The 16,603-nt window shown below is 42.8% G+C and carries 26 protein-coding genes; 25 read left to right on the top strand and 1 reads right to left on the bottom strand.

The window, feature by feature from the left end:
• The first annotated feature begins 56 nt into the window (after nt 1–56).
• From QUA34_RS13460 to QUA34_RS13440, 5 genes are all read left to right on the top strand, one after another.
• Nucleotides 57–455, top strand: a complete 399-nt coding sequence (locus tag QUA34_RS13460) for a hypothetical protein (protein WP_333387220.1) — start codon at nt 57–59, stop codon at nt 453–455.
• A 74-nt stretch (nt 456–529) separates the two neighbouring features.
• Nucleotides 530–940 carry a hypothetical protein gene (locus tag QUA34_RS13455; RefSeq protein WP_333387217.1) on the top strand — a complete coding sequence of 137 codons (411 nt, stop codon included), beginning with the start codon at nt 530–532 and terminating at the stop codon, nt 938–940.
• 64 nt (nt 941–1,004) lie between these two features.
• Entirely contained in the window at nt 1,005–1,739 is a 735-nt protein-coding gene (locus tag QUA34_RS13450) for a hypothetical protein (RefSeq protein WP_333387214.1), read from the top strand.
• 88 nt (nt 1,740–1,827) lie between these two features.
• On the top strand, nt 1,828–2,169 hold the full coding sequence (locus QUA34_RS13445; protein ID WP_333387211.1) for a hypothetical protein: 342 nt from the start codon (nt 1,828–1,830) through the stop codon (nt 2,167–2,169).
• 143 nt (nt 2,170–2,312) lie between these two features.
• The gene (locus QUA34_RS13440) at nt 2,313–2,765 is read left to right on the top strand and encodes a hypothetical protein (RefSeq protein WP_333387208.1); all 453 of its coding nucleotides are present in this window, start codon (nt 2,313–2,315) and stop codon (nt 2,763–2,765) included.
• 26 nt (nt 2,766–2,791) lie between these two features.
• Here QUA34_RS13440 and QUA34_RS13435 read toward each other — a convergent pair whose 3' ends face one another.
• Nucleotides 2,792–4,315: a thymidylate synthase gene (locus tag QUA34_RS13435; protein ID WP_333387206.1), complete on the bottom strand. Its 1,524-nt coding sequence runs from the start codon at nt 4,313–4,315 to the stop codon at nt 2,792–2,794.
• Nucleotides 4,316–4,448: 133 nt separating this feature from the next.
• On the opposite strand from QUA34_RS13435, the gene QUA34_RS13430 reads away from it, so the two are divergent.
• From QUA34_RS13430 to QUA34_RS13335, 20 genes are all read left to right on the top strand, one after another.
• On the top strand, nt 4,449–4,841 hold the full coding sequence (locus tag QUA34_RS13430) for a hypothetical protein (RefSeq protein ID WP_333387203.1): 393 nt from the start codon (nt 4,449–4,451) through the stop codon (nt 4,839–4,841).
• 116 nt (nt 4,842–4,957) lie between these two features.
• On the top strand, nt 4,958–5,323 hold the full coding sequence (locus QUA34_RS13425) for a hypothetical protein (RefSeq protein ID WP_333387200.1): 366 nt from the start codon (nt 4,958–4,960) through the stop codon (nt 5,321–5,323).
• A 77-nt stretch (nt 5,324–5,400) separates the two neighbouring features.
• Complete coding sequence (locus QUA34_RS13420) at nt 5,401–5,814, top strand: hypothetical protein (protein WP_333387197.1); 414 nt, start codon at nt 5,401–5,403, stop codon at nt 5,812–5,814.
• Nucleotides 5,811–6,107: a hypothetical protein gene (locus QUA34_RS13415; RefSeq protein WP_333387194.1), complete on the top strand. Its 297-nt coding sequence runs from the start codon at nt 5,811–5,813 to the stop codon at nt 6,105–6,107. The genes QUA34_RS13420 and QUA34_RS13415 overlap by 4 nt, the downstream gene beginning before the upstream one ends.
• A gap of 203 nt (nt 6,108–6,310) precedes the next feature.
• Nucleotides 6,311–6,727: a hypothetical protein gene (locus QUA34_RS13410; RefSeq protein ID WP_333387190.1), complete on the top strand. Its 417-nt coding sequence runs from the start codon at nt 6,311–6,313 to the stop codon at nt 6,725–6,727.
• 179 nt (nt 6,728–6,906) lie between these two features.
• Complete coding sequence (locus QUA34_RS13405; protein WP_333387188.1) at nt 6,907–7,206, top strand: hypothetical protein; 300 nt, start codon at nt 6,907–6,909, stop codon at nt 7,204–7,206.
• Nucleotides 7,207–7,390: 184 nt separating this feature from the next.
• Entirely contained in the window at nt 7,391–7,903 is a 513-nt protein-coding gene (locus QUA34_RS13400) for a hypothetical protein (RefSeq protein WP_333387185.1), read from the top strand.
• 71 nt (nt 7,904–7,974) lie between these two features.
• The gene (locus tag QUA34_RS13395) at nt 7,975–9,483 is read left to right on the top strand and encodes a phospholipase D-like domain-containing protein (protein WP_333387182.1); all 1,509 of its coding nucleotides are present in this window, start codon (nt 7,975–7,977) and stop codon (nt 9,481–9,483) included.
• Nucleotides 9,484–9,513: 30 nt separating this feature from the next.
• The gene (locus tag QUA34_RS13390) at nt 9,514–10,119 is read left to right on the top strand and encodes an alpha-ketoglutarate-dependent dioxygenase AlkB (RefSeq protein ID WP_333340749.1); all 606 of its coding nucleotides are present in this window, start codon (nt 9,514–9,516) and stop codon (nt 10,117–10,119) included.
• Between the two features lie 72 nt (nt 10,120–10,191).
• Nucleotides 10,192–10,794, top strand: coding sequence for an SLOG family protein (locus tag QUA34_RS13385; protein WP_333340752.1), 603 nt, complete (start codon nt 10,192–10,194; stop codon nt 10,792–10,794).
• 79 nt (nt 10,795–10,873) lie between these two features.
• On the top strand, nt 10,874–11,149 hold the full coding sequence (locus QUA34_RS13380; RefSeq protein WP_333387178.1) for a hypothetical protein: 276 nt from the start codon (nt 10,874–10,876) through the stop codon (nt 11,147–11,149).
• A 74-nt stretch (nt 11,150–11,223) separates the two neighbouring features.
• Nucleotides 11,224–11,478, top strand: coding sequence for a hypothetical protein (locus tag QUA34_RS13375; protein WP_333387176.1), 255 nt, complete (start codon nt 11,224–11,226; stop codon nt 11,476–11,478).
• 83 nt (nt 11,479–11,561) lie between these two features.
• Complete coding sequence (locus tag QUA34_RS13370) at nt 11,562–12,050, top strand: hypothetical protein (RefSeq protein ID WP_333387173.1); 489 nt, start codon at nt 11,562–11,564, stop codon at nt 12,048–12,050.
• An 86-nt stretch (nt 12,051–12,136) separates the two neighbouring features.
• Nucleotides 12,137–12,592, top strand: coding sequence for a hypothetical protein (locus tag QUA34_RS13365; protein ID WP_333387170.1), 456 nt, complete (start codon nt 12,137–12,139; stop codon nt 12,590–12,592).
• A gap of 50 nt (nt 12,593–12,642) precedes the next feature.
• Complete coding sequence (locus QUA34_RS13360) at nt 12,643–13,488, top strand: hypothetical protein (protein WP_333387167.1); 846 nt, start codon at nt 12,643–12,645, stop codon at nt 13,486–13,488.
• A gap of 309 nt (nt 13,489–13,797) precedes the next feature.
• Nucleotides 13,798–14,727, top strand: coding sequence for a DUF5131 family protein (locus QUA34_RS13355; RefSeq protein ID WP_333387164.1), 930 nt, complete (start codon nt 13,798–13,800; stop codon nt 14,725–14,727).
• 83 nt (nt 14,728–14,810) lie between these two features.
• Entirely contained in the window at nt 14,811–15,389 is a 579-nt protein-coding gene (locus QUA34_RS13350) for a hypothetical protein (protein WP_333387161.1), read from the top strand.
• 178 nt (nt 15,390–15,567) lie between these two features.
• Nucleotides 15,568–15,831: a hypothetical protein gene (locus QUA34_RS13345; protein ID WP_333387158.1), complete on the top strand. Its 264-nt coding sequence runs from the start codon at nt 15,568–15,570 to the stop codon at nt 15,829–15,831.
• Nucleotides 15,832–15,868: 37 nt separating this feature from the next.
• Complete coding sequence (locus QUA34_RS13340) at nt 15,869–16,216, top strand: hypothetical protein (protein WP_333340783.1); 348 nt, start codon at nt 15,869–15,871, stop codon at nt 16,214–16,216.
• A 47-nt stretch (nt 16,217–16,263) separates the two neighbouring features.
• On the top strand, nt 16,264–16,599 hold the full coding sequence (locus QUA34_RS13335; RefSeq protein ID WP_333387154.1) for a hypothetical protein: 336 nt from the start codon (nt 16,264–16,266) through the stop codon (nt 16,597–16,599).
• Nucleotides 16,600–16,603 lie beyond the last annotated feature (4 nt).

Below are 16,603 nucleotides of genomic sequence, written 5' to 3'. Positions count from 1 at the left end.
ATTTTAATTCTATCACTTGCACTTCGTGTTTGGGAAGCAGTTATTAACCAACAACTATGACTAATCAGACTAAAATTGTAATGATTTCTGGCAGTCGTTCTATCAAAGATATCAGTGCTGGATTACCATCAATCGATCGAATAATGCAGCTAAACTTTTCGATAATTGTTGGTGATGCGGGAGGCGTAGACAAGCTAGTCCAAGAATATCTACGTCGATCGAATTACCTCAATGTTAAAGTTTACTTTGCTTTGTGGGACGGTAACGCAAAACCGAGAAACACGACAGGATATGAAACGGTGGGAGTTGCAGGAAGCTATGTCAATCGAGATATAGCAATGTGCTCAATTTGCGATTACGGTTTGGCTCTCTGGGATGGCAATAGTCGGGGAACTAAAGAGAATATCGATCGAACTGGAAAGAAAACTAAAATAATCAGGATTGAAGGTAGTTGAAGTCTGTGGGTAAGGTCGCTTTGCGATAAGAAAGTGACCTAAAGTGACCTATACGCAGTTTATTAAGCAGAATTATGTCAGAAATTCATATCAATCCCATCAGCCTTTTTCCCTACGATGTCAACAGACGCGAGAAAACCTATTTCGATCGCAACGGCAAACCTGTTGACAAAGACCTTCTCAAAGGTCATTACTGTGTTGGTTATGAAGGCAAAAACGTTGCATTATTCACTTGGTCAAGAAAACAGAGCAAAGAATTAACTAACTTAGCAAGATTCTTTGAAGGTACAACAGCCGAAGAAAAACGCCAGATTCTGTGGAATAAGATTGAAACCCGGTCAGTTAATCGACACATTATCCGCTTCTGTGAAAACACTAGAGATGAACCTCTATTTCTTTGGTATATCAGCCATTACGACTTGCCTAATGCTCAGTTCATTAAGCGTTTTCTGGAGTGGTATTGGTCAGCTTATCCAGTCATATAAGAGTGATAGAAGAGTGATAGAAATGAGTGTTATACTCTAGCTATTTAGTTAGAGTATAACGCTAATGTTAGACACAGAATCTCCCGATAAATCAGCAATCCAACTAACAGACATAGCACCGAAGTATGGAGAGAACTATAAAACTGGGTACATAGGATTTCTCAACAAAGGAGCGGACGTAACATCGATCGGCATCGCTTATTTTACGGGCTGGGATATGATAAGCGATATCCATGTAACTCATACCTTGATTGTCGCTGGCGAAGATCAATGTATCGAAGCAGATATGGCAAATAACACAGTCAAAGTTTGCACATTAAGCAAATACTTCAATGACCCTAACTGTCAAATCTTCTTCCGCAAACCCATATTTTTCAATGATGCGGTAGGTTATGCGATCGCACATAAAGCCAGTCTCGAAATCGGGAAAGAATACGATTTCGGCGCAATCTTGACCCAAGGACTCTCAGGAACTTTCCCTGGACGGATGCTCGATCGACTGCTGACCGGGAAGTTGGAGGAACTGTTAGGCAATCTGCTTAATCATCCTGAGAAATGGATTTGCAGCGAACTTGTTGCCTACGCCTTGGATGAGCAGTTATTCTACCGAGATAAAGGCATCCTGAAGCGTCCTAACTCTACCATCAGTCCTCAAGAGCTTTTTGAGGATACTGAAATCTTTACTCCCTGGAAACCTTCTCCACCTTCTACAACAGTTACAGAAACAGTTATAGAAACTGTTACCGTAACAAAAACAGAAACAGAAACAGATTCAGGAACAGACTTAATCTGTAAGTAAAAATAGCTGAGGCTGAGATTAACAGTTAAAACGCTTTGCGGTAAGGACGTGAGTTTTGCCCACGTTTTACCCGTGAAGGAGTTTTGACATGAGTTTAGTTACAGTTACAGCAACAGGAAAGAAGGTAGTTGCACCGATTACCACCCCAGATCAGTTTGATTTGCCAGCTACGCAGAATTTGGTTTGGCGAGGCGGTGTCTATGTTTGCGTAGATGGTAGGAAGGAATATTCTTTCTCGTGCCAGCTCCCGTTATGTCAGAACGGCGATCGCATCCAGGTAGGTAGCGTTTATTGGACCGTCTGCGGGATAGTTACAGTTAAGTCGATCGTCCCTTCAGTTACCGTTGCTCAATATTTTGATTATCTTGTTGAAACTGAACAGGCAACTGACGAAAAACTTTTATCCTGGGAATTCGATCGGGCAGTCTAACTTTTGACTCATTCTCATGTGACGGTCATGCTCATGTGACCGTCATGTCCGCTACAGGTACAGGTGAGAAGTGAAGTGAAGAAAGAGAAAGAGAAATAAAAATACTTCGTTTTGGGGAGATGATGTTACTCCCAAAGCGAAGTATGGAAAACCCATCATTATTCACCTGGATTGTAAAAACTAACTTTGCCGATGCCGATTTCTGGCTGATAAATAAAGGTAGCAAAGAGAAGTTAGGTTTACCAGTCAAAGAATTTCAACCCTACCTCACAGGCATCAAATGTCCCGCCTTAATTCTTCCAGCTTACGGTTTCTATATGTGTATGTATCTGCATCAGAAAGGAACCTGGGCAGCGCATTCGCAAGGTGCAATCAATCTTCAACATCTACGCATCAAGTATATCAAACAGGTTTTCCAAGGAATTGCTAGCGACCACAGACTGCAACATGAAGCCCGTTATAAATCCTTTGTTCCATATCCCATTAGAACAGAAATAGACACAGACACAGAAACCGAACTAGAAGAACTAGAGCTAGAAGAACTAGAGCTAGAAGAATTAGAACTAGAAAGGGAAGAGTTGTATGCTGTGATGTAAAAGTCTACATTCAAGATAAGTAGGAATTATTTATCTTGAATGTAGTGATGATTTGCCTTTAAACACTCAGAAGCTTTTTGGAGTTCGATCGACAGATAGGCAATATGTAACGGCAGTATAGCCGGAGAAGCATTACAAATCTGGGTAGCTAACTGAAGCGGATTTGAGCCAGAGTATCTGAAAACTGTTTCACCGATCGGACTCTGTTGCAGAACTTCTATTTGACCATTGACAAGTTCAATCAAGAAAGTCCCGGCTGGGTCAGAATAATCCTTGTTACGGCAAATCTGAGGGTATTGTTCAGCAATCAGTTGATCGACCGTTTCCCAAGTATTATCGTACAAATGGGCTGATTGACTAATTGTGGTTAACGCGCCCATTTTCAAATCATACTTCGATCGTCGAGCTAATTGATCCCGAATATGTTGCTGTAGCACGCGCAATCCCATCGCATTTGCCGGCCATGCACCAAATATATCGTTACTGCGGAATGTACCAGTCAGCAATATTTCTTCATCCACCACGCGAACCCAGATATGATTCAAGCAGGGACTGCCCTCATGCTCATGGTCAGAAGATCCATCGGGTCGAGAGAATAAATTGCCACAGCCAGAATCCCAAAGGTTCATGACGGCGCTGGCAGCGTCGATTTCTTTGATTAGTTTTTCGATGACTTGTTCGATTTGGTCACGTCCGAACCACGATCGCAGTCTTTGCCCGTAGGTGTACTTGATGCCTTCGCGGTAGTAGGGTACATCGTCCAGTATGTAAGGTTTGTATTGTTCCAGATATTGTCTATCCATCGGCAGATAGTTAGGCTGTGGAAAGTAGAAATCAGCAGGTTCATTGGTGACTACTGCCATGACATTTATCAATTCTTGCCATTGACCGTCATAACCTGTTGGTCGCAACACACCTGTGGTTTTGATACGGTGAACTATTTTTACCCAGGTTTCTGCAATCGTCTTTCCTTCTATGCGGTGTCCGTACCGCTGCCCAGGGAAAATCGTTGGGACGGTTTCTATCAAGGGGAATGTTATCGGCGTTGCCCATTCCGGCTCGGGTGTTTTCTCTACCTTTTTAGCTAACTGTTTTATTAGGATTACAGCTTCTGTGATGCTTATTTTTTCATGGCATTCGATCGATTCTCGCAGCCGTTGCAGATTCTCAAATGGTATTTCTTTGTCTATGTATCCCACTGTTTTTGAAATGATTTTCCAACAGTCTGAATCGGGATCATTATTCCTTTTATGCGGTTCAAACCCGTGTCGGAAGAAATGCAACAGACATTTTGCTGCACCAGACTTATTATCTTCCTCTGTCGCATTTACAATCACCAGATACCTAACGTGAGGGTTGTACAGTAGATTTCTGATTATGTAATTGATTCCACTAATTGCTGAGTACAGTTGCCCTATCACTGCAAATTCTTCTGGTTCCAGCTTCTTTGCGATCGCACCTTTGTCTATCCATCCGCTGACTACTGCGATTTGTCCAGTTCCTAAGATTAGTTGATTTGGTTTGTACAGCGGTACATATTTTTTCTGCATTGATTTCCCCCCGGCTGCATTGATATTGTTGATTATAGAATAACGTAATTTGGTAACTTTTGCAAATACAAAAAGTTCAGCAATTACGTTTTGCTTCGCTGTAAAGTATTGATTATCTGTAATCATTACTGAAATGCAAAAACTAAACTTTGGTGGGATTCAAGGCACAGTCTTAGCGTTATCTCCACATAATAGCTACTTCCTTGTCAAACTTTCAGAACGTGCTGTTATCCGAGGCATTTATACTAAAGATTTTGTTTGGGATGAAACTACTGATAATGTTAAAGGCTTTCACCCCAATCTGTTTACTCTGTACCTCGGAGTTCGATCGACTATTGAGGCAAAATTTCTCAAAAATACTATCATCCTTGCTGGCGGGAAACCTGATGAAGATCTTCGTCAACCCAGATACCTGAAGGATTCACCGTATGAAATGCGGATAATCGGACTTTCTGCTGAATCGATCGTACAAATTGTTTCTGATAAATTTACTCCACAACAACAACAGCAACAGCAACAGGATTAGTTACAGAAACAATCTCAGAAACAAGCCTTAGAAACAAATCAAGAAATAGTTTCTAAGGTTTGTTAGTGTTTTGCTTCGCTATGAAGTGTTGAGTTAGTTAGTAAGGAATCTTAGTCATGAAAAAAGTGAATTTTGCAGGTGTTGAAGGTGAAGTTATCGAAACATCACCGCACGGTAGTTACGTCGTAGTGAAACTCAGCGATCGAATCACGATTGTCGGCACAACCAATAATCAATTCAATTGGGAAGAAATGCCGGATGCTGCTTCAGGATTTGAATCTTTCATAACTTACATAGGTGTAAAATCGACAACTGAGGCTACTAAATATCTAGCTGTTGTAGCTAAAGTTGGCGGTTACACAATCAAGAAAGAAGGAGAAGCCAGAAAATCCAAGCGCGTTAAAGATTTCGCGTTTGAAATTAAAGTACGTGGCTTAACTCCTGAGTTTGTTGCTGAAGTAATTCGTTGTAAGCAAAAGTAGCCAACTGTTTAGTTTCTCCTCACTGAATTACTGAGGAGAAACTAACATAAACCTAATCCAATTCATGAGCAAATCAAATGACTGACACAACTGACAAAATAGTTTACGACTTGATTCAAAGATTTGAAGTTGTTGACGGTGTACCTAAATTGATATCTACCCAAATCCACAGGATCGAAGGCGGAACAAATTTGTTTTCGATCGCAGAGTCTTGGATGGCGAAGCATACCAAATTAGAGCGATTCAACAAACAGCAATACGTTGCTTACAAAAAGAAAGGCGAGAAAAGATATCAACTGGTGCTAGCTCCTAGAACGAGTTTTCTTCAGGTATCGTTTGCACCTTCTAGTCTTAGTGGCAAAATTCAGTTTCAAACTGAAGCTGATTTGCTCTTTCCTTACGCACTCAGGGTAGCGATCGATAACAAAGATACTCTCATCCAGCTTCTCAATGACCTTTTCTATACCAGTAACAAGAGGACAGAAACATGATGCAAATAGATACACAAACTGAAACTGATCAGGAAACTCTACGCCTGCGTGATGCGTTCCGGGTGCTCGCATGGGAGGTTTTTGAAACAAATCCTCGGTTTCGTGAAGATTTAAACCAGCGTTACACCAGATTCTACAGTCGCTGGAGACAGAGCAAGATTCGATCGATGGATTTGACTCAACTCACAGAGCTAGCAGCAGAAAGAGATTTCTCGATCGAACAACTGTTAACTATCAGAGAATGCTACTACTCCATTGCACAACCTTATCCTGATACTTTTGCTGATGATTAACCGTTAACCGTTGATTTAAAGAGTGATTGATGATGGTTAGTTTATCTTTCCATCATCGTAGGCGTAAGCCGGGGCGTAGCCATCGAAAGAAAGAAGAAAGAACCCCAGTAGTTTTTCTGTTAGGGTCGCTTCGCGATGGGGAGATGAGAGAGGTTTTCTGCCTGTTTCTAGATTTACTGTAGTTTACACCAAAGGATTCCATCATGGCTATTGTTTTCATGTCCAAGACTGCCAAAAAGCGTAGTTTGTTACTTGATGCACTTCGCATTCTTGCTTGGGAAGAGTACAAATCCACCAACAAAGAAGCACTCAAGAATCTGGAATATGGCGGTTATTCTGTGTTTGAGGCAGAGTGGAAAGAAGAAAAACTTCATAACAATACTTATGAAGAACTTCTCGCTTTCGCCAAAAGTTTAGAGTTTACCGAGGTAGAATTGTTGAGCATTCGATCGACCTATTATTCCAAGAAATCGGGGTCGGCTGCTACTTATAGTCCTAGTTCTACTTCTACGGCTACAGCTACGGCTAGTCCTAGTCCTACTCGGAAAGTCAACGATTCATCTGTTCCGGTTTCTGCTCCTGTTCCTGAAGAAGAATTTGATATTGGTGATTTGTTTTAGCGTGAGTTAATTCATCAGCCAATGGTAAGATTAAGTTAAATATTTTGGGTTCGTTTCGATCGAAAGTATTTAACTTAATCAATCGGTCAATGAAGAAACAATGGTAAGGTTAAGCGTTTTGTAGGGCTTCGCCTTGAGGGATTGAGTTAGATTTTCTGTACTTTACTTAGAGGTTTATCATGGCTATCAATATCTTGACCAAATCAGAAAAAGAAGCATCCAATTTGAGAGATGCAATTCGTATCCTGGCTTGGTCACAGTTCAAAACTGAAAATGATACCGATCTCAAAGGCTTAGATTTGTATGAAATTTTCAAAAAGGATTGGGAAAGCTACAAAATCCATTCAATGGCTCTGCCCGAAATCCATAAGTTCGTTAGTGACCTTGGATATACGACAGAAGAATTAATGCAGATTCGTAGTGAATATTATGCCAACAAGAAAGAGTACAACAACAGCAATAGAACTGATGAGTTCTAATCCAGTAAGTTAGTACCGATCGATACCAAAGAAAAGCCTCAATATCCGTCATGGATGTTGGGGCTTTCAAATTAAGAGAAAGAGAAAGAGAAAGAGCGAGGTGAATTTTTTTAGTGAGGGCGCTTCGCGATGAGGGAGTGAGCTGTAGTTATTGCAGCTCACTGTCGTTATTTAGGTATTTCTCATGGCAACTTTAACTGAAACTTTGGTATCTATCGCTATTGCTGGTGAATTGGCAGTTCTCGGCTTGTTAGGCGGTACTGGTTTGATTGGTTATGCAAAAGTTACAGCAGCTCATGTCCAGTTAATTCAGACAGCGAAGCAAAGCAGATATGACGCAATTATCAATTATGGTCAAGTAAGAAGCGTTGCAGTTTTCACAGGCGAGAAAGCAGAAATTTCAGAGTGTTTGGGTGGAGTTTGTGGAGCTAAAATCCCCTTGCCCAGCGGAGTCAACATCAAGTCAACTTTTAGAGGCATTGATGCGAAAGTTGCAGGCAAAGCAGGCAGCAATGTAGCAACCTTGATTAGTTGGAGTAGCGAAACCAACAGCGGAATTGGTGGCAGTTTTGGTCAGCATGGAACAATCACATTCAGCCATCCCTGGACGAAAAAGCGGTTTTGTTTGGTTAGAGGCGGAGCTTTGGGCAATCAAGGCGAAGTCGTCATCAAGCAGGATAAAGAATGCAAATTGTAGTTGAAAATCTCTAGCACAAGCTAGAGATTTTTTTTTAGACCAACGTAAATATTACTCATCAACCCAAAATCATGAACAAGAAAATCGTCGCTTTAGCAGTTTTAATTGTCGCTGGTTTCGTTTCCTGTAATCAATTCATGAAACCAAAACCCACAGAAGAAATTCCAGCAGCTCCAGTAGTCACAGCATTGCCTCAAGATCCATCACTTCAGGTTTATTTCAATCAATCTCAGACTTCTAGCTACACAGAGCCATATCGTCAGGTTACTCGTCCAGGTCATGATTTGGAACAGCTCATGGTCTATTCCATCAACAGTGCTCGCGAGAGTGTCGATGTCGCAGTTCAGGAACTTCGCTTGCCTCGGATAGCGCAAGCTCTAGCGCATCGCCATCGCTCAGGTATCAAAGTTCGGTTGATTATCGAAAATCTCTACAATCGTCCCGTCGCTCTTTCTCCCTCACAGGTGAAAGCGTTACCCAAGCGAGAGCGCGATCGCTATGCAGAACTCGTTCACCTGGCAGATACCGATAAAGACGGTTCACTCTCCGATGCCGAAATCTCCAGCGGTGATGCTCTGGCGATCGTTCGTGAAGCAGGAATCCCGATGATTGACGATACGGCTGACGGCAGCAAAGGCAGCGGATTGATGCACCACAAGTTCATTGTCATTGATGGCAAAACTCTCATCGTCACTTCAGCGAATTTCACGACCAGCGATATTCACGGCGATTTCAAGAGTGCCGAAAGTCGGGGCAATCCCAACAATCTGCTGAAAATGCAAAGCCCGGAGCTGGCAAAAGTTTTCAGTGAAGAGTTCAGTCAGATGTGGGGAGACGGCCCTGGCGGAAAGCCAGACAGTAAGTTTGGTGTCAAGAAGCCAAGCCGTGCGATCGCCAGAGTTTCTGTTGGCGGTGCAACAGTCTCCGTTCAGTTCTCGCCGGCGACAAGCAAAACTCCCTGGCAGCAGACACCGAACGGATTAATCGATCGGACTTTAGCCAGTTCATCCAAATCTGTCAATCTGGCGCTGTTCGTCTTTTCTGCCCAGCAGTTGGCAGACACACTGGGTAGAAAATCCCAGACTGGAGTTAGTATCAGAGCTTTGGTTGATTCGAGTTTCGTTTATCGTCCCTACAGCGAAGCGATGGACATGATGGGCGCTAGCCTACTCGAAGGTTGCAAATTGGAAGTCGAAAACCGTCCCTGGAGTCAGCCACTGGCGACAGTTGGGATGCCGAAACTTCCTCTAGGCGATCGACTGCACCACAAGTTCGGTGTTGTTGATGGAACCAAAGTCATCACCGGTTCTCACAACTGGAGTGAAGCCGCCAACCGAGCGAATGATGAAACTTTGTTGGTGATTGAAAGTGCCACGGTCGGCGCTCACTTCGAGCAAGAGTTCGTAGCTTGCGGGGCGCGTAGCGCCATCGAGTCTATCAAGGCGCAATTCTGGGTCTGCCCCAGCGCATCAAGCAGAAAATGGATTCGCGCAAATCTGAATGCAAATAGAAGAGTCTCCAGCCCTCGCTGGAGATTTTTTTTAAAGCGATCGAAGATAACCAACAGCGCTTCGCGTTAAGGATTTGATTTGTCCTATCTGGAATCAACCATGCTGCACCTCAAAAAGTATTTCTCTGTTCAGGAACAACACAATCTCGTTGACATGACCCGAAATATAGCCAAAGTTAATGGCGGGATGACAATTCCCGTGATGCCTACGGGTCAAAAGTTTAACTGTAGCCAAACCAGTTGCGGGAAAGTTGGCTGGCTATCCGATCGCAAAGGTTATCGTTATTCACCCATCAATCCAGTAACTAACCAGCCCTTCGCAGCAATGCCGACAGAGTTGATTGAGATTGCTCAAAGTTTAGCCAAATTAGTTGGTGAGTTTCATTATGAGCCCGAAACTTGTCTAATTAACTTTTATCCAGCTAATGGCAAAAGTAAGTTAGGTTTGCATCAAGATAATACTGAGCAGAATCTCAAACCCTGCATCATTTCAATATCTCTCGGTGACGATTGCAGTTTTGTTGTCGGCAGCAACCGCAGTCGGAAAGATCCACTCGACGGCATTCTATTACGATCGGGCGATGTCCTTATCCTCCACGGTGACAGCCGTTTAGCCTATCACGGAGTCCAAAGAATTCTCCCCAAAACTTCCAAGTTACTGAAGAATAACGGCAGATTAAACTTGACAATTCGACAAGTTTATTAGCCAATAGCCAAAGTCAAGAAAATTAGTAATGCTTCGCCATGAGTTGTTGATTCTTTTTCAGGTCAACAACTCATGCCAGCAAGCAATATTCCAGCGTTACTTCAGCGTGTCGATCGAAAACTTACTCGCGATACTGAGTATGATTTTTCGCAATCTTTTGAGCCACAACAATACAACACAGCGATGATTACCGGGCATCGCTACATCACAGACAGTTACAGGGTCGAAGTTGACAAACTGATCATGATGGCAGTTGAGCAAGGTGTCAAAAAGTTTTTTACGGGCATGGCACTTGGCGCGGATCAAGTAGCTGCTGAAATCTTCATTTACCATAAGCTGAAATGGACAGCCGTAATTCCTTGCGCTGACCAACATCTTCTGTGGAAACCTCGTCAGCAAAGTCATTACAAGAAGTTGCTGGCACAAGCAACAGAGCAAGTTTGCCTTTATCAGAATTACAGTCCCGGTGTCATGCAGGCTCGGAATGCTTGGATGGTCAAGCGATCGGATCTCTGTTTAGCTGTTTTCAGTGGCGATCCTCATAATCGGGGCGGAGGAACTGCTACTACTTTCAAGATGGCTAGAGATAAGAATTTGCTCATTTATCAGTACGTTCCCGCCGAACGTAAGTATCTCATCATTCAACCTACTCATCAACAGTTAATGCTGTTCTAGCTGTCTTTCATCCCGTCTCCCCCTTCTCAAGGGGGACATCTTACCAACATCTAACCATAAACTTTACCGGAAACTGAACATGACCAAGAAAGCAACGAATAAAGTAAAAGTAGTAATGGCTCATCTCCACTCTCGGATCGCCAGACTTGCCAAGGGTGCGATCGAACGTGGAGACATTACCAGTTGCGATCGCATCTCCGACAGCTCCTATTTGATTAAGCGCATTGACAAAACCGAGCGACCACAGACTACTAAATACACTACTGTCGCTGCTGCTAGTCTCCTTCATCTCCTCAATTCCTACGCTAAAGCCAATCCACCTTCAGAAACAATAGCAGAAACAGAAACAGTTTAGAAACACTTGAGAAACAGAAACAGAAACAAATATTGCTTCGCTGTAAGGGAGTGATATTCCGTTTCTGTTCCTCAATGCAACAACAAACTTGGTCAGAAGAAGATTTCGATTATCTTTCAAAAGTGGAAAAGATATTCGATGTTGATGCGATCGTACAAACGCTTAAATATCGCTGCATCTGTGACTGTCAGATGTACGACGATTCGGATGTCAAATTAGCCTTTGTACGTTGGTTTCAAGCCAAAATCGAACACATGAGCAACGATATTTACAATGTCGTTGAAGCTGATGATAAGGTTTTTCAGCTTAATTTGACTTCACAACCTTGAAAGATAAAGCCACAAAAAAGTACCTCATGTATGGCTTCGCCTAGAGGTACTGATTCCTATTTACTCTGTCGCGAATACTAGCAATGAAAGGTAACAACAATATGTCCATCACATCTCCGACTACTCTAACACAAATTGTCTCAGAAATTCAATCAAAACAACCTGACAAATCCAATCTGTTTGGCAAAGCATCAGATCAGATTCTTCTAGAAGCGATCGGCAAACTTATCAATCTGGATGAAATTGTTGAACGGCTTCAGGCAATAAATCATCAGCAGTCCAGTTTGTTCACGGCTGACCAAGTTAAGTTTGCTTTCCTCAAATGGATTGAGAATCATCTTGAGTCGATCGAACTCCAACCTGAATGGTATCTGAGCAAAGATTTCAAGCATTTCGATCGACATCTACCATTTGATGAGTTACAAGATGCCGTCGAACGAGAGTTTGATGTTGAAGCTGTTTATGAAGAAATCGGCGCTGCTCATGAAGCTGGATTATTCGATAACTCTAGTCTTGAAGATGAGTTTACTGGTACTGCACAACAAGCAGCAGCAGATGCTTTAACTTGGTAGCCAAAGTATAGTCACAGAAAAAGCGGTTAGCGTAGGACTAGCCGCTTTTGATTCAGTTTCAGGTATTTCGACACAACAATTGTATCATGGAACATCTCAAAAGACTTGCCGAAATTCGCAATCAAATTGAAAGATTAAAAGTTGAAGCTGAAGCGATCGAACCTGATGCTATTCTTGAAGCTTTCGAGATTATTGAGTCTAAGAAAGCTCGCAAAAACGTAGTCTTTAACGATGATAATGCCAAAATCGTTATTCAACTTCGCACTCGCTACGATAACGAGAATCTTAGTGTCGTTCGGATTGATGAGGATATCAGCCGTGAATACGATAACTTATGTCGATCGAATGCAATCTCTATCGAAAACAGTCAAGCTTACATTAATGATTTGAAAGAAATGCTTGCTGAAGCAGAAACAAAACATGAAGCGCTTCTCAGTTCTCCGTACTTAGAAATGTTAGAGAAACAGCGGGCGATCGCACTCAATAAAACTGAACATAAAGTCCCAGGATTAGCCGTTTATGTTCATTGCCTAAAGAGTTAAAATAAACCTAAAACCAAGGTAGTGCTTCGCTTTGAGATATTGAGTTTCTTTTGCTTTTTAGTGAAAGAAACTCAACAGAAACAGAAACAGAAACAGAACAGAAACAAACTACAAACTTAACCAGAAACAAAATCATGCAAAACCCAATTGTGATCGACGGATTCGCTTTTCGTATTCCCACAATCCCCAGCCGTTACAGAGCGAACTGCTCCAAGGAATTCGGGATGTTTGTTACTGGCGAAACTAAAGGAATGAACAGCAGTAAAGCTGAAAAAGCTGGCTTGACCCGTGGTGAATTTGTTGAGATGGCAATTTGCGCGATCGCACAGAAAACGCTAAGTTTCAAACCTCACTATGAAAATGAACAGTTTACCGAAGTTTGGGGAATCCCAGTCGCCGGAGGAATGAAGACTCATTTTCATGAAAAATGCTCTGAGTTAAGCACCTTTCTCATCCATCGTCAATCTCAGGACAAGATGAAAGGCTTAGTCGAAACTTTTGGACGTGAAGCATTCAATTCTTGGGTTCAAGAAGGTATGGAAGGCGATCCCAACGAATATGCACTCCGAAAAGCATCAGAAGCTTATTTCTCGAACATTTTCCGTTTCGAGATGGTGCAAAGTGAAGGCAATTATGGCCCTTACTTCTACTTAGCCGTCACGACTCGTCCGATCTCAAATCCATTTGAAGAAGCTGCCGTAAAAGCTGCTCGAATGATTTTTGATGATGAAAAGAACGGTATCCTTCATTGTGCCGATCCTCGACTCATTGAGAATCAGGCAATGTGCTTAGGTTCTGCTGCTCCTTCTCATTTAGCCATTGCACCGGGTAATGCCACTGCTGAAGTCATTGAAGCTCAACAGCCTGTCAAGCAACAGCAACTTAAAGGTAAATAATCTGTGTTGAGCTGGGAGTAATCCTGGCTCAATCAGCTTCTTGGTTCACTTTAGTTCACCTTAGTTCACCTTAGTTCAGTTCGATCGTCATCAATCCGGCGATGCGCTTCGCGCCCGCAAGCTACGAACTGAAACTACTCAATCTTCTGTGAAAACTTCGATGCGCTTCACACCCGCCAGCTACGAACAGAGATGGAGCCGATCGACATTCCCCCTATCTCAAATCCAATCAGCCAATCCGAAGCTTCTCCTATATACACATACGCGCATTAATTAACGCAAGCGATAACCCTCAACAACCTGAAAAACATGAGCAATATTCAATGGACGGGCATCACGGCTAATCCAATCCACTTAGTCAAAGCCGATGGCAAACACGGTGGACACTGGTGCGAGAAAATAAGCCCAGGCTGTGCGAACTGTTACGCCGAGGCAATGAACCTCAGCAACTATTTCATCTTTGCCAGTGGGTTGCCGTACACCGGGACAGTCCCAGTCAACATGATTTTCTCCTCGATCGTCATGGAAAAGTTGGTGAAAATGAAAAAAGGCGAAAAAGTTTTCATGTTTTCCATGACTGACTGTTTCGGGCATTGGGTCAAAAATGAATGGCTCGATTTAGCTTTTGCTTATATGGTGGTAGCTCCTCAGCATACCTTCCAGGTGCTCACAAAACGCCCAGAGCGGATGCCAGAATATTTCCGATCGGCTAAAGAACGAATCAGAAAAATTGTTGAAGAATTGAGACGGAAGCTGAAGTTACCCCAGGCAGAATTTGTCTGGCCGATTCCGAATCTCTGGCTCGGCACTACGATCGAAAATCAGAAAACTGCTAATGAGCGAATCCCTTATCTGCTACAAACCCCAGCAGTAGTTTGGTTTTTGAGTGCTGAGCCATTACTGGAATTCGTGAAACTTAAGAAGGAATGGCTAGATTTGATCCACCAGGTAATTATCGGCGGTGAATCTGGACATGATGTACGTGCTTGTCAACTCGAATGGATTCGATTCATGGTTAAGCAATGTCAAAACGCTGAAGACGTGGCGATATTTGTCAAACAACTTGGCTCAAATCCTGTTCTCGGTTCTACCTATATCGAAGGAGTAGCGACTACTTACGAAGAACTGAAGCTCAAAGATAAAAAAGGCGGGAATATCGAAGAATTTCCCGAAGATGTCAGATTTCGTCAGTTTCCTGTCCCGCAACTCAAAATGTTGCCGTCTTTTCTCTCTGTCTAATCCTGCCTGAGAAAAACCTCTGACCTGCGCCGATCGTTTGTCAGAGGTTTTTCTTTTCTACTGCCTAGAATCTTTCAATAAATATGGCACTCAATAAAGTCGGCGGACAAAAAATCGCTGCTGCCAAGATTGGAATTTCTGTTGAAGAATATCAGCAAAATCTTAAGTCTGGTCTGAAATGGTGTTTCTCTTGCAAATCCTGGCTAAAGCTGAACTTGTTTAATGAAAGCAAAAATGCGCGGGACGGCAAAGACAACCGTTGCAGAAGCTGTCGCAGAGCCTTCGATGCGCTACGCGCCCGCAAGCTACGAAAAAGGTATCAGCCTATTCCGATCGAGATACGCAAATCCCGAGGCTTTTCCCAGGTTCCGGGTAGAGATGGCGACAAAACCCAAGCCCGTAACCGGGTAAATTACGCAGTCAGATGCGACAGATTGCCCCATGCCCGTAATATCCCGTGCGTGGATTGTGGTCATTTAGGGCCCGATGGCGTACCGCCCCGCAAGCTACGACTCCATGAATATGACCACTATAAGGGCTACGATGCCGTCAACCATTTAGAAGTTGAATGCGTTTGCGTTCCTTGCCATGTCGATCGGGAACGCCAACGGAAACAGGAACGGCAATATCATAATCACCCCCGCCGTTCTAATAGCTTTTAACACTTACCACTCTGTCTCTGTCCTCTTATAGGGCAGAGAGACAGAGTTGTGCTTCGCTGTAAAGCTGTAAAGTTGTAAGTTTTGGAGAGTTAATATGCCAATTCACATTCCTAAGAAAAAGCAATTCCCTGACCCTGAGCCTGAGCCTAATACATCAGAATCCAAACCAAAGGAGTCAATGTTCGCGAAATATACAGCAAAACTAGCCTGGGAAATAGAAAATATTGAGCCAGAGTTAGAGGAACTTTATCCCTATTACAAAGATTACTGCTATATCTTTCTCACTCCTCACTGTGACGAAAAATATGTGGGGCCCGGTTATGGCAATTATCGGGATTGCTTAGAAAAATATGATGAAATTGGTCGGCGGTTGGCACAAATGTGGCCGATCGACCAAGTAACCGAAACAAGGAAAATCAATCACTACAGTCGTGGTAAATAGTGCTTTGCTGTAAAGCTGTAAGTTATGGAGACTTAAAATGGCGATTCATATTCCCAAGAAAAATCAAAACTTTCCTGAGCCTGAGCCTGAATCTACTCCTAGATTTGATGCAGACTTAGTATTTCAGGAATTAACAGCTAAACTTCGCTGGGAAAAGGAACATATTAAACCCGTATTGGGTGAACTGTTCCCTTCCTATGACGATCGATGTTTTATCTTTCTAACATTTGGATGTGATGAAGGATATGTAGGACAAGGTTATGGTTTTTACCACTCTCGCATAGAAGAATATGATGAGATTGGTCGGCGTTTGGCTAAGCTGTGGTCGATCGAACAAGAAACAGAAGAAAGGAAAGTAAATCACTACAGTCGTGGTGCCAGGTAGCGTCAATAGTGCTTCGCTGTAGGGTAGTGAACGTTTGGAACAATAATATGTCACTGCCCTATCTCACCAAAATTGACAATTCCGACTTAGAAGCTGCCTTTTATGGGTTAATCCATCCTTTAGATATTCCAGACGATCGACCAGCTCTGAGATTAGCTAACCGACTACGCTGGGACAGACTCACTATCGAACCAGAGTTACAAGCATTATTTCGCTATTACCGCAATACTTGTTCGATCGTCAATAAAACTCAGGGCTTTGATGCTGCTAAATCTCACGAAACTTACGATGAAATCGGTCAATTGTTAGCCAATATGTGGTCGATCGAGCAACTTACAGCACTCCAAAAACTTAATTATTATCGTCGTGGAGCTTCGCTGTAGAGTA

The organism is Microcoleus sp. POL10_C6, assembly GCF_036701585.1.
Classification (GTDB): domain Bacteria; phylum Cyanobacteriota; class Cyanobacteriia; order Cyanobacteriales; family Microcoleaceae; genus Microcoleus.
The sequence above is the reverse complement of the archived record's forward strand: the minus strand, read 5'-3'. Positions and strand labels throughout refer to the sequence as shown.